Here is an 11,969-nt window from a genome sequence, read left to right as displayed (position 1 = left end):
TATGGCTCTGCTGTTGCTGCGGCTCTTACATCCTTTGGCCCCCAGGTCAGTACCAAAAACACCCGTCAACCCAAACGCCTGAGCGTCTCACTGGGCAACTCCCGAAACAACGCCCGATAACTCTGCGAAAACCGCCCCAAGTGCCAGAACGACCAGTTCATCGCCACCTCAGCCACCGTAGCCCGAGTCGAGCTCAACAACTCACGCCGCGCCCCGTTCAACCGGCGCAAGCGCAACCACTGCGCCGGGCTCATTCCGGTGTAGGTCTTAAAGCCTTGCTGCAATTGGCGTAACGGCACACCGGCGATCTGCGCCAGTTCCAGCAGGTTGGCGGTTTCATCCGGCGCATCCGCCGCCCATTCACCGATACGCGCCATCAACAGGCGCTCGTCACTGCGCCGCTGCAACGAGCTGCGGTCCAGGCACACACAAGCGTTGTCGAGAATAAACAGGCAGTCATCAAGCAATTGCTGGGTGAGGGCATCACGGCTGATAGGGTCAGTCAGCGCGGACAGCCGTGTCAGCGTGCCACTGAGCCATCGGGTGAACAGCGCGTTCTGCTGGCACGTCAGCGGTGCCATGAACAACCCCTCAAGTTTCGCCACATCCAAACCATGGCGCTGCACGAACTGCGGGCCGAATACCACCGCGACTTCGCGGTAGTTTTCCGGGGTGATCCAGGTGTTGCGGCTCTCGCCATTGAGCATGTACAGCGCGTTGTCGCTGCCATCGAAACAGAACGCCAGGGAGCCCGGTGGCGCATTGAAATGCTGCTCCACGCGAGTGTTCATGCACTCTTCGTAAACCTCGACGCCGTGCAGGTCGAGGTAGCGGATCTGCCCGGCAAAATGCCCTGGGGACATCTGCTGGTACTGCTGCACCCAACCGGGTGTCGCACTGCATTGAGCGGCCACATCACCGGTGGTGAAGGCCTGTACGCGCAAAGCTGTTGCCTGTGTCATGGGTAACCTGGGCGCACTCTATTGGTGCGTTATGGTTCGTGCAAAGTGGATAGATGCCGTTTGAAGGCTGGCCCAAGATAGACCTCAATGCGCCGGGAGTACAAGTCGGCGCGTGCAACCAACCCATGACGAGGTCCTTATGAACGCCCCCTTCGATCAGCTGTCCGCCTGGCTGAAAGAACACAAGATTACCGAAGTCGAGTGCGTGATCAGTGATTTGACTGGCATCGCACGCGGCAAAATTGCGCCCACCAACAAGTTCCTGCATGAGCGAGGCATGCGCCTGCCGGAGAGTGTGCTGCTGCAAACGGTGACCGGGGACTTTGTCGACGACGATATCTACTACGACCTGCTCGACCCTGCCGACATCGACATGATCTGCCGGCCGGTGTCCAACGCCACTTACGTGGTGCCGTGGGCGATCGAACCCACCGCCATCGTGATCCATGACACCTTCGACAAGCAGGGCAACCCCATCGAGTTGTCTCCGCGTAACGTGTTGAAAAAAGTCCTGCAACTGTACACCGACAAAGGTTGGCAGCCGATTGTCGCGCCGGAAATGGAGTTCTACCTGACCCAGCGCTGCGAAGACCCGGACCTGCCGCTGAAAACCCCGGTGGGCCGTTCGGGCCGGGCCGAAACCGGGCGCCAGTCGTTTTCCATCGACGCCGCCAACGAATTCGACCCGCTGTTCGAAGACGTCTATGACTGGTGTGAACTGCAGGGTCTGGACCTTGACACGCTGATCCACGAAGACGGCCCGGCACAGATGGAAATCAACTTCCGCCATGGCGACGCCCTCGACCTGGCCGACCAGATCACCGTGTTCAAACGCACCCTGCGTGAAGCCGCGCTCAAGCACAATGTGGCCGCGACCTTTATGGCCAAGCCAGTGGCCGACGAACCGGGCAGCGCCATGCACCTGCACCAGAGCGTGGTGGAGATCGCCACCGGCAAGCCGGTGTTCGTCGACGCCGACGGCAAGATGAGCCAGCTGTTCTTGCATCACATCGGCGGCTTGCAAAAGTACATTCCCAAACTGCTGCCGATGTTCGCGCCGAACGTGAACTCGTTCCGCCGCTTTTTGCCGGACACCTCGGCGCCGGTCAACGTGGAGTGGGGCGAAGAAAACCGCACTGTCGGCCTGCGTGTGCCGACCTCCAGCCCCGACGCGATGCGCGTGGAAAACCGCCTGCCGGGCGCGGATGCCAACCCGTACCTGGCGATTGCCGCGAGCTTGCTGTGCGGCTACCTGGGCATGATCGAGCAAATTGAGCCGAGCGCGCCGGTGGAAGGCCGTGCCTATGAGCGCCGCAACCTGCGCCTGCCGTTTACCCTCGAAGATGCGCTGGCGCGCATGGAGGACTGCGACACGGTCAAGCAGTACCTGGGCGATAAGTTCGTGCGTGGCTATGTGGCGGTCAAGCGCGCCGAGCACGAGAATTTCAAGCGAGTGATCAGTTCCTGGGAGCGTGAGTTCCTGCTGTTGAGCGTCTAAAAAACCAATAAAGGGGTGTCGATATGCGTCTTGTGAAAAAGCTTCTCCCGCTGGCTCTTGTCGCGGCGTTCAGCAGCACCGGCCAGGCCGCCCAGACCGTCAGCGTCTATAACTGGACCGACTACATAGGCGAGACCACCTTGGCCGATTTCCAGGCCAAGACCGGGATCAAGGTGATCTATGACGTGTTCGACTCCAACGAAACCCTGGAAGGCAAGTTACTCGCCGGGCGCACCGGCTATGACGTGGTGGTGCCGTCCAACCACTTCCTGGCACGCCAGGTAAAAGCCGGCGCGTTCTTGAAACTCGACCGCTCGCAGTTGCCCAACTTCAAGAACCTCGATCCCAAACTGCTCAAGCTGCTGGAGAAAAACGACCCCGGTAACGCGCATTCGGTGCCGTACTTGTGGGGCACCAATGGCATCGGCTACAACGTCGACAAGGTCAAGCAAGTGCTGGGCATCGACCACATCGACTCATGGGCGGTGCTGTTTGAGCCGGAGAACATCAAGAAGCTGCACGAGTGTGGCGTGGCCTTCCTGGATTCGGCCGATGAGCTGTTCCCGGCAATCCTCAACTACATGGGCAAAGACCCGCGCAGCGAAAACCCCGAGGACTACAAACAGGCCGAAGCCAAGCTGCTGACGTTGCGCCCGTACATCACCTACTTCCATTCGTCCAAGTACATCTCGGACCTGGCCAACGGCGATATCTGCGTGGCCTTCGGCTATTCAGGCGACGTATTTCAAGCCGCCAACCGCGCCAAGGAAGCCAGGAACGGCGTGAACATCGCCTACTCGATTCCCAAGGAAGGCTCCAACCTGTGGTTCGACTTGCTGGCGATTCCTGCCGACGCCGGGAACCCGAAAGAGGCCCACGCCTTCATCAATTATTTGCTCGACCCAGAGGTGATCGCCAAGGTCAGTGCCGCGGTCGGTTATGCCAACGCCAACCCGGCGGCCAAGCCCTTTATGGCGCCGGAGCTGGTCAACAACCCTGAGGTGTACCCGTCCCAGGAAGTGCTCGACAAACTCTATATTTCCACCACGCCGACCCCGGCGACCATGCGCCTGATGACCCGCGCCTGGAGCAAAGTGAAGACCAACAAATGATCCCGTCCAATGACCACGCCCGGTCCTACTACCGGGCTTCGGCCAATACCATGCCGGAGCGCCCGTCACTGGGCGCCGACCTGAGCGCCGATGTGTGCGTGATAGGCGGCGGGTTCACTGGCGTCAACACCGCCATCGAACTGGCCCAGCGCGGGCTCTCGGTGATCCTGCTGGAGGCCCGGCGCATCGGCTGGGGCGCCAGTGGGCGTAATGGCGGGCAACTGATTCGTGGTATCGGCCATGATGTGTCGGGGTTCGCCAAGTATGTGGGTGAGGAGGGCGTGCGTTACCTGCAGCACGCCGGGATCGACTCGGTGGCGCTGGTGGGCGAGCGTATCGCCCAGCACAACATTGACTGCGATTTGCGTTGGGGCTTTTGCGAACTGGCCAACACCCCGGCGCAGTTTGCCGCGTTCAAGGGCGAGCAGGCCGGCCTGGCAGCGCTGGGTTATGCCCCTGAAACCCGCCTGGTCGGCCCGCAGGACATGGCGCAGGTGGTGGGCTCCAGCGTCTACGCTGGCGGCCTGGTGGACATGGGCTCCGGGCACTTGCACCCGTTGAACCTGGTGCTGGGCGAGGCGCAGGTGGCCGAGTCGCTCGGGGTGAAGATTTTCGAACAGACCCAGGTGCTGGAGCTTGTACACGGCGATACGGTGCAGGTGCGTTGCGCCGGCGGCACGGTGCGCGCGGCTAATCTGGTACTGGCTTGTAACGCGCACTTGGAGGAACTGGAACCGCGCTTGAGCGGTAAGGTACTGCCGGCGGGCAGCTACATCATCGCCACCGAGCCTCTGTCGGTCGAATTGGCCCAGCAGTTGATTCCGCAAAACCTCGCCCTGTGCGATCAGAAAGTCGGGCTCGATTACTACCGGCTCTCGGCTGACCGGCGCCTGCTGTTCGGCGGCGCCTGCCATTACTCGGGGCGTGACCCTGCGGATATTGCCGCGTATATGCAGCCCAAGTTGCTCAAGGTGTTCCCGCAGTTGGCAGGCACCGCCATCGAGTTCCAGTGGGGCGGCAAGATCGGCATCACCGCCAACCGCTTTCCCCAGGTCGGGCGCCTCAAGCACTACCCGAATGTGTTCTACGCCCAAGGCTATTCCGGGCATGGCCTGAACGTGACCCATTGGTGCGCGCGCCTGCTTGCCGAAGGCATTCACGCCGGTGCAAGCCACGGCCTGGATATCTTCAGCCAAGTGCCACACATGACCTTCCCCGGCGGCAAGGCCCTGCGCTCGCCGCTGCTGGCGTTGGGGATGCTGTGGTATCGGTTGCGGGAAATGCTCTGACTGGCAGCCGCGTTTAACCGGATGAGCCTGAGGGGGAAAGATTGAGGTAAGGGCGTGAGTGGCTGACATTGGACCGAGTATGTCCGGGGCGATGAGGTTACCCGTTGCCCTGGCCTTCACAGGCTTTCAGTCAGCACCTTCCTGAACGTTTCCACCAAAGGCCGCAAATTAACCCGGTGCCATGCCGCCCACAGCGGCGTGGTGTAGGTCAGCCATGGCAGTTCACGCAACACCACGCCAGGCGGCGCATTGCGGCTCAACCCTTTTTGCACCATCGCCACACCCAACCCCGAGGCGACGAGGCCGAGGGCGGTAAACGGCTCACTGGCTTCCATGGGAATCTGCGGCGTAAAACCAGCACGAATGCACGCCGCCACAAAGTCATCCGCCGGGTTGGCGCCAGGCTTGCGTTGCACGCCGATCCACTCCTGATCAGCCAGATGCTCGGGTAACAACTCGCTGTGGCGCGCCAATGCATGATGTTCCGGCAGCGCCAGCAGCATCGGGTCGTCCAGCACCTGCAGCGCCGTCAGGTCCGGGTCATCGGTGGCCGGTGGCTCGCCGACCAGGGCAATGTCGAGGCTGCGTTGACGCAAGCCTTCGAGCTGTTCCAGCGACGGCAAGTTGTACAGCTTGATATGCACGGTAGGTCGGTCATCCCTCAATACGCGCAACGCATTGGGCAGCACGCCGGCATGCATGGCGTTTTCGATGTAGCCGATGCACAAACCGCCTTCTTCGCCGCGTCCCAGGCGTTTGCCGAGGGATTCCAAGCGATTGGCGTGGGTCAACAGCGCCTTGGTTTCCGCCAGGAACGTCTGGCCATCGCGGGTCAGGCGGATGCGCTGCTGGCTGCGTTCGAACAAGGTCAGGCCCAGGCGCTCTTCAAGCTGGGCGATCTGGCGGCTCAGCGGTGACTGCGAGATATGCAGGCGCTCGGCGGCACGGCCGACGTGTTCTTCTTCCGCGACCACTTCGAAGTAGCGCAGTTGGCGAAGATCAATCATGTGTAAGACCTTTCAGGACTCAAGTTGGTCGCAGTATGTCTTGGACGGTCCGATCTATGCAATCTAGGATCTGCTCAACGGTCACAGCGACCCACAACCGATTGAGGACCCACCATGAGCTTGAAAGACAAATTGCCCGGCCCGCTGGGCTTCGGCACCGCACCGCTGGGCAATATGTTCCGCGCAATTGCCGAAGACGAAGCCCAGGCCACCGTCGAGGCTGCCTGGAACCACGGCGTGCGTTACTTCGACACCGCTCCCTTTTACGGCTCGGGCCTGTCGGAAATTCGCCTGGGCCAGGCGCTGTCGCAGTACAACCGCGATGACTTCGTGCTCAGCACCAAAGTTGGCCGGGTGATTCTCGATGAAGTCGAAGAAAGCGCCCGCGACCTCGGCGAAAAAAGCGGCGTGTTCGAACACGGCCGCCCCAACAAGATGGTCAATGACTACAGTGCCGACGCCACTTTGCGTTCCATCGAAAACAGCCTCGAGCGCCTGCAAACCGACCGCCTGGACATCGTGTGGATTCACGACATCGCCCAGGACTTTTACGGCGACCAATGGCTGGACTACTTCAACCAGGCCCGCACCGGCGCCTTCAAGGTGCTGACCCGCCTGCGCGAAGAAGGCGTGATCAAGGCCTGGGGCCTGGGCGTCAACCGCGTTGAACCCTGCGAGTTGACCCTTGACCTCAGCGAAGCCCGGCCCGATGGCTTCCTGCTGGCCGGCCGCTACACTTTGCTGGACCACGAACGTGCCTTGCAGCGTTTGATGGACGCAGCCTTGGCGCAGAATGTCGAGATCGTCGTCGGCGGGCCTTACAGCTCCGGCATTCTGGCCGGTGGCGCGCACTTCGAATACCAGCAGGCGAGCCCCGCGATCATCGATAAAGTCGAGCAGATCAAGGCGATTGCCCAGGCGTTTGGGGTAAGTATAAAAGCCGCAGCCCTGCAATTTTCCCTGGCGCATCCGGCCGTGGCGGCGGTGATTCCAGGTGCCAGTCGTCCGGGGCGGATTGCCGAAGACGTTGCGGCGTTGTCAGAGAAGATCCCGGCAGCCTTCTGGCAGGCGCTGCGCGAGGCCCGGTTGATTTCGGCCCGTGCGCCTCTGCCGCTCTAACTTCAGGAGTACCACCGATGAACATTGATGTAAGCGGCAAAGTAGCTATCGTCAGCGGCAGCACCGCCGGTATTGGCCTGGGCATCAGCCAGGCGCTGGCCGCCTGCGGTGCCACCGTGGTGGTGATCGGGCGCGAATCGGGCAAGGTCGACGATGCGCTGGCAAGCATTCGCCAGGCGGTGCCGGGCGCTGATCTGCGCGGGCTGGTGGCGGATCTTGGCACCGCCGAAGGCGCCGCGAAACTGTTCGCCGCCGAACCGCGTGCCGACATCCTGGTCAACAACCTCGGCATCTTCAACGATGTGGATTTCTTTGATGCGCCCGACAGCGAGTGGACCCGCTTCTATGAGGTCAATGTGATTTCCGGCGTGCGCCTGGCACGGCATTACACGCCCGGCATGGTCGAGCAGGGCTGGGGGCGGGTGATCTTCGTGTCGTCGGAGTCCGGCGTGGCCACACCGGCCGACATGATCAACTACGGCGTGACCAAAAGCGCCAACCTCGCGGTTTCCCATGGCCTGGCCAAGCGCTTGGCGGGCACCGGCGTGACGGTTAACGCAGTGCTGCCGGGGCCGACCTTTACCGACGGCCTGGAGCAGATGCTCAAGGACGCCACACAAAAGTCCGGGCGCAGTGCGCGGGACGAGGCCGACGTATTTGTACGTAACGCACGGCCGACCTCGATCATCCAGCGCGCGGCAAATGTGGATGAAGTGGCGAACCTGGTGGCGTACATTGCTTCACCGCTGTCCTCTGCAACCACAGGCGCTGCGCTGCGGGTCGACGGTGGTGTGGTCGACAGCATGGCGATCTGAAGTCTTTATTTTTCCTGGAGTATTTAGTGTGGCGACAGCTTCTTCTGTAATTGAAATCCCGGTTTCGGCCGATCAGGTCTGGCAATTGGTCGGTGGCTTCAACGCGCTGCCGGATTGGCTGCCGTTTATCGTCAAGAGCGAGCCGAGCGAGGGCGGGCGCGTGCGCCACCTGCAAACCGCAGATGGCGGTGTGGTGGTCGAGCGTTTGCAGCGTTTTGATAACGTGGCACGCAACTACAGCTACACCATCGAGCAATCGCCGTTTCCGGTGAGTGCTTACCTTGCGACCTTGCAGGTTGAGGCGCTCACCGACAGCTCGGCGAAAGTGACCTGGTCCGGCGTGTTCACCCCGGCAGCCGGGACCACGGACGCGGCGGTGGAAGAGTTGTTCACCGGTGTTTACAGCGGCGGCCTCGAAGCGCTGCGCGCCAACTTCTAACTAACCGGCAAAGCCGTTCCAATGTGGGAGCTGGCTTGCCTGCGATAACGGAGTGTCAGGCACTGCAAATTTGCCGGGTACATCGTCATCGCAGGCAAGCCAGCTCCCACACGGTTTTGTAGCGCCTGGAGATGATCGTTCCCACGCTCTGCGTGGGAATGCCTCTTGTGACGCTCCGCGTCACGCTGTGGGACGCGGAGCGTCCTGGGCTGCATTCCCACGCGGAGCGTGGGAACGATCAGGCTTCGGGCATCAACTGCTGCCGACACTCCAGCACCAACCGCGCACCGCCACGCTGGCTGCTGCCAACCTCCAGCTTGAACCCGTGCAAGTTGATGATCGCCGCCACAATCGACAAGCCCAAACCGAAGCCGCCTTGCTGGTCGCTTTCATCCACGCGATAAAAACGCTGGAACACCGCATCACGTTCCGCCGCCGGAATACCCGGCCCGGAGTCGTGCACTTCGATGCGCGTGCTGCCGCCGTCATTCACACCACGCAAGATCACCTCGCCACCGGCGGGCGAGAACTTGATCGAGTTGCTCAGCAGGTTGGCCAACGCTTCGAATAACAGCGCACGGTCGCCGGTGATCCACGGCAGCGCTTCGGGCACTTCGAGGCGCAACTGCAATTCGCCTTCCTCGGCCAACGGCAGATAAAAGTCATGCAGCTCGCGCAGCAGTGGCAACGGGTCCATTACCAGGAAACCCGAGCGGCGCTGGTGGTCTTCCAGCTCCGAGATGCGCAATAGCCCGCGAAAGCGCGCCATCAGGGTGTCGGTCTCGGCGATGGCGTCGTCGAGCTTCACCGCGTACACCGAGTTTTCCTCGGCTTCCTGCTTGATGCGGTAAAGCTGCGCGCGCAAGCGTGTCAGCGGAGTGCGCAGGTCGTGGGCAATGTTGTCGCACACGCCCTTGACCTCGTTCATCAGCTTCTCGATGCGGTCGAGCATGGCGTTGACGATGGCCGCGAGCATGTCCAGTTCGTCACGCCGATTCGACAGCGGCAAACGGTGGGTCAGGTCGCCGGCGACGATAGCCTCGGCGCTGGCCTGGATCCCGCGAATACGCCGCAGCGGGCGGCGGCGCAGCAAATGCCAACCGGCCGCGCCGGGAATAATCGTCAACGACAGCGCCCACAGCAGCGCATGCCAGATGATCCGGGTGACGCCGAACAGCGAACCGTTGGCTCGCACCAGCACCAGCCAGCGGCCGTCTTCGGTGTGGGTGGCGACGGCGTCGCAGCTGTCTTTGGGCAGTTTGGGGTCGTCGGACTCGACGCAATTGGCCAGCGCGTGGATCTTGCCGTCCAGCGGCAAGTCCGGTGGCACGGCGCGAATCGGCCCGCTCAGGGGGCGAAATTGCTCATCGAACAGGCCATAGGCGTCCACGCCCTTCATGTCGAAAGTCATGCTGGTGGTCAGGGCTTCCACCAGTTCTTCGCCGTCGAAACGCTGAAACAAGTGCTGGCGCTGCATCAGCGAGTGGCGGGACAGGTCGCCCAGGTAACCCGAGACTTCGAAATACAGCACCCCCATGAGGATGCAACTCCAGGCCACGAACAGCGAACTGTAGAGCGCCAGCAAGCGGCTGCTGGAGGAGCGCCAGCCCTTAGAGGGGTTCAGCAATGACATAACCGGAACCTCGTACCGTGCGGATCAGCGGTGTGAGGCCCGGTGGATCGATTTTCTTGCGCAGGCGACCGATGTGCACATCGATCAGGTTGGTGCCCGGGTCGAAGTGATAACCCCAGACTTCCTCGAAGATCATCATCCGCGACAGGATCTGCCCGGTGTTGCGCATCAGAAACTCAAGCAGTTTGTATTCGGTGGGCAGCAGGCTCAGCGGCTGCTCGGCACGGCTGGCTTCGCGGCTGATCAGGTTCAGTTCCAGGTCGGCCACGCGCAGGGCGGTTTCGAACTCCTTGACCGTGCTTTTGCGCCGCAGCAGCACTTCGACACGGGCAGCCATTTCGTCGGAGGCGAACGGCTTGGTCAAGTAGTCATCACCACCGGCCCGCAGGCCGCGCACGCGTTCGTCGACATCGGAGAGGGCGCTGATCATCAAGATCGGCGTCGACACCCCGATGGTGCGCAGGGTCGTGACGATGGCCAAGCCATCCAGCTCCGGCAGCATCCGGTCGAGGGTGATCAGATCGTAATCACCACTCACAGCGCGGACCAGGCCTTCGCGGCCGTTGTCCACCCAATCCACGTCCAGTCCATGGCTACTCAGCTCGGCGACGATCTCGCGGGCCGTTACGGCGTCATCCTCGATGGTCAAAATACGGGTCATAGGATTACCTGGTGAGCGATTCACACTAGAAGTGGGGTCATTTTGCCAAGAAGTAGCTGAATGTTTCCTAAATTAAACTTCATCTTGGCAAAACCACCACAAATATCCGGGTTGCACACAATCATTGTGGGAGCTGGCTTGCCTGCGATAGCGGTGTGTCAGAGACAAAATATCAACCTGGAAGACCGCTATCGCAGGCAAGCCAGCTCCCACAGCGAGCGGGTTTGCAGGGATATTGCATAAAGCACGCCCGCCACTGCTGTTTCTTGCAAGTTGCACGGTCCTGCGAAGTTCAAATTACTTAACTCGTTGAAATAACATGATTTTAATTTTTTGCCCGGCTGGCACGCTGCCTGCACTGTCCCTTTTGAGACTTGTAACACTATTTTTCCTGCCGGGAGCAAAACAACAATGATCACATCGTCATCCACGCTGCAAGAGTCAAGCGCGCGCTCTGGGGTTTCCTGGGGCGCAATCTTTGCCGGGGCCGCTGCGGCGGCTGCACTGTCGCTTATCCTGGTGCTGTTGGGCTTCGGCCTGGGCTTTTCGGCGGTGTCGCCGTGGGCCGACAGCGGCATGAGCGCCAAGGGGCTGGGTATTTCCACGATTATCTGGCTGGCATTCACCCAAATCGTCGCTTCGGGCCTGGGCGGTTACATTGCCGGCCGGTTGCGTGTGAAGTGGGCGAATATGCATGGCGATGAAGTGTACTTTCGCGATACTGCCCATGGTTTCCTCGCCTGGGCCGTCGCCACTTTGGTCACCGCAGTACTGGTGGTCGGTTCGGTCAGCAGCGTGGTCAGTGGCGGCGTGAAAGCAGGTGCCAGTGTGGCGGCAGGTGCCGCCAGCGGCATCAGCCAGGCCGCCGGTAGCGCAGCCAAGGGCGCCAACAGCGGCGACTTCGACTACTACGTCGACAGCCTGTTCCGCGATGACCGCCCAGCTGCCGTCAGCGATGACGCGGTACACGGCGTGGTCGCACGCATCCTCACCCGCACCCTGAGCAACGACGGCCAATTGGCACCGGAGGACCGTACCTACCTGGCCCAGTTGATCAGCCAGCGCACCAACCTCAGCCAGGCCGACGCCGAAGCGCGTATCGACAAGGTCTACGGCGAAGCCCGTAAAGCCATTGACGATGCCAAGCTCAAAGCCAAGCAAGCGGCCGATACTGCCGCCAAAGTCGCTGCCTACACCTCGCTGTGGACCTTTGTGGCCCTGTTGATCGGCGCGTTCTTTGCCAGCTTCGCAGCAACCTTCGGCGGTCGTCGTCGGGATGCTGTGGTGTACGTCGAAACCGAAAACTACGTTCGTTAATTCAAGGAGAACATCATGCGCTCATTACTACTGTGGTTCCTCGGCGTGCCGATTCCGGTGATCATCCTGATCGCGATTTTCATGCACTGATTCAGGTTAACTGTGGGAGCGGCGGTG

General features: G+C 61.3%; 11 protein-coding genes. 7 read left to right on the top strand and 4 right to left on the bottom strand.

The genetic code is table 11. From position 1 onward, the window contains the following. Positions 1 to 65: 65 nt before the first annotated feature. Positions 66 to 962 carry a helix-turn-helix domain-containing protein gene (locus AB4P96_RS19220; RefSeq protein ID WP_099550140.1) on the bottom strand — a complete coding sequence of 299 codons (897 nt, stop codon included), beginning with the start codon at positions 960 to 962 and terminating at the stop codon, positions 66 to 68. Positions 963 to 1,101: 139 nt separating this feature from the next. On the opposite strand from AB4P96_RS19220, the gene AB4P96_RS19215 reads away from it, so the two are divergent. From AB4P96_RS19215 to AB4P96_RS19205, 3 genes are read left to right on the top strand one after another with little or no spacing between them, the layout of a single operon-like run. Further along, on the top strand, positions 1,102 to 2,460 hold the full coding sequence (locus AB4P96_RS19215; protein ID WP_017135352.1) for a glutamine synthetase family protein: 1,359 nt from the start codon (positions 1,102 to 1,104) through the stop codon (positions 2,458 to 2,460). A gap of 23 nt (positions 2,461 to 2,483) precedes the next feature. After that, the gene (locus AB4P96_RS19210; RefSeq protein WP_395599940.1) at positions 2,484 to 3,572 is read left to right on the top strand and encodes a polyamine ABC transporter substrate-binding protein; all 1,089 of its coding nucleotides are present in this window, start codon (positions 2,484 to 2,486) and stop codon (positions 3,570 to 3,572) included. Continuing rightward, the gene (locus AB4P96_RS19205; RefSeq protein WP_017135353.1) at positions 3,569 to 4,861 is read left to right on the top strand and encodes an FAD-binding oxidoreductase; all 1,293 of its coding nucleotides are present in this window, start codon (positions 3,569 to 3,571) and stop codon (positions 4,859 to 4,861) included. The genes AB4P96_RS19210 and AB4P96_RS19205 overlap by 4 nt, the downstream gene beginning before the upstream one ends. A gap of 116 nt (positions 4,862 to 4,977) precedes the next feature. Here AB4P96_RS19205 and AB4P96_RS19200 read toward each other — a convergent pair whose 3' ends face one another. After that, positions 4,978 to 5,868 carry a LysR substrate-binding domain-containing protein gene (locus AB4P96_RS19200; RefSeq protein ID WP_017135354.1) on the bottom strand — a complete coding sequence of 297 codons (891 nt, stop codon included), beginning with the start codon at positions 5,866 to 5,868 and terminating at the stop codon, positions 4,978 to 4,980. Positions 5,869 to 5,982: 114 nt separating this feature from the next. Between AB4P96_RS19200 and AB4P96_RS19195 the strand changes: the two genes are divergently transcribed. The 3 genes from AB4P96_RS19195 to AB4P96_RS19185 are packed head-to-tail and all read left to right on the top strand — an operon-like array spanning position 5,983 to position 8,241. Further along, positions 5,983 to 6,987: an aldo/keto reductase gene (locus AB4P96_RS19195; RefSeq protein WP_177034354.1), complete on the top strand. Its 1,005-nt coding sequence runs from the start codon at positions 5,983 to 5,985 to the stop codon at positions 6,985 to 6,987. A gap of 17 nt (positions 6,988 to 7,004) precedes the next feature. After that, positions 7,005 to 7,802 (top strand): SDR family NAD(P)-dependent oxidoreductase, encoded by a 798-nt coding sequence (locus tag AB4P96_RS19190; RefSeq protein ID WP_017135356.1) that lies wholly within the window; start codon positions 7,005 to 7,007, stop codon positions 7,800 to 7,802. Positions 7,803 to 7,830: 28 nt separating this feature from the next. Beyond that, complete coding sequence (locus AB4P96_RS19185) at positions 7,831 to 8,241, top strand: SRPBCC family protein (protein ID WP_017135357.1); 411 nt, start codon at positions 7,831 to 7,833, stop codon at positions 8,239 to 8,241. A gap of 238 nt (positions 8,242 to 8,479) precedes the next feature. Here the strand turns inward: AB4P96_RS19185 and AB4P96_RS19180 are convergent, their stop codons facing one another. Together AB4P96_RS19180 and AB4P96_RS19175 are read right to left on the bottom strand one after the other, a co-directional pair. Continuing rightward, a complete protein-coding gene (locus tag AB4P96_RS19180) occupies positions 8,480 to 9,874 on the bottom strand; it encodes a HAMP domain-containing sensor histidine kinase (protein WP_099550136.1) in 1,395 nt (464 codons plus the stop codon). Continuing rightward, positions 9,852 to 10,535, bottom strand: coding sequence for a response regulator transcription factor (locus AB4P96_RS19175; protein WP_003219726.1), 684 nt, complete (start codon positions 10,533 to 10,535; stop codon positions 9,852 to 9,854). Before AB4P96_RS19175 ends, AB4P96_RS19180 begins: the two co-directional genes overlap by 23 nt. Before the next feature lie 411 nt (positions 10,536 to 10,946). On the opposite strand from AB4P96_RS19175, the gene AB4P96_RS19170 reads away from it, so the two are divergent. Then, complete coding sequence (locus AB4P96_RS19170; protein WP_017136412.1) at positions 10,947 to 11,852, top strand: hypothetical protein; 906 nt, start codon at positions 10,947 to 10,949, stop codon at positions 11,850 to 11,852. Positions 11,853 to 11,969 lie beyond the last annotated feature (117 nt).

Origin of the sequence: Pseudomonas sp. B19125 (assembly GCF_044218855.1) — a bacterium.
GTDB lineage: Bacteria > Pseudomonadota > Gammaproteobacteria > Pseudomonadales > Pseudomonadaceae > Aquipseudomonas > Aquipseudomonas edaphica.
Note: the sequence above shows the minus strand (reverse complement) of the source record. Positions and strands in the feature narration are given on the sequence as shown.

What these genes read in the sequence shown, in the direction of transcription:
- AB4P96_RS19220 (WP_099550140.1), bottom strand. Translation starts at nt 962, where the DNA reads ATGACACAGGCAACAGCTTTGCGCGTACAGGCCTTCACCACCGGTGAT.
- AB4P96_RS19180 (WP_099550136.1), bottom strand. Translation starts at nt 9,874, where the DNA reads ATGTCATTGCTGAACCCCTCTAAGGGCTGGCGCTCCTCCAGCAGCCGC.
- AB4P96_RS19200 (WP_017135354.1), bottom strand. Translation starts at nt 5,868, where the DNA reads ATGATTGATCTTCGCCAACTGCGCTACTTCGAAGTGGTCGCGGAAGAA.
- AB4P96_RS19170 (WP_017136412.1), top strand. Translation starts at nt 10,947, where the DNA reads ATGATCACATCGTCATCCACGCTGCAAGAGTCAAGCGCGCGCTCTGGG.
- AB4P96_RS19195 (WP_177034354.1), top strand. Translation starts at nt 5,983, where the DNA reads ATGAGCTTGAAAGACAAATTGCCCGGCCCGCTGGGCTTCGGCACCGCA.
- AB4P96_RS19210 (WP_395599940.1), top strand. Translation starts at nt 2,484, where the DNA reads ATGCGTCTTGTGAAAAAGCTTCTCCCGCTGGCTCTTGTCGCGGCGTTC.
- AB4P96_RS19205 (WP_017135353.1), top strand. Translation starts at nt 3,569, where the DNA reads ATGATCCCGTCCAATGACCACGCCCGGTCCTACTACCGGGCTTCGGCC.
- AB4P96_RS19175 (WP_003219726.1), bottom strand. Translation starts at nt 10,535, where the DNA reads ATGACCCGTATTTTGACCATCGAGGATGACGCCGTAACGGCCCGCGAG.
- AB4P96_RS19190 (WP_017135356.1), top strand. Translation starts at nt 7,005, where the DNA reads ATGAACATTGATGTAAGCGGCAAAGTAGCTATCGTCAGCGGCAGCACC.
- AB4P96_RS19215 (WP_017135352.1), top strand. Translation starts at nt 1,102, where the DNA reads ATGAACGCCCCCTTCGATCAGCTGTCCGCCTGGCTGAAAGAACACAAG.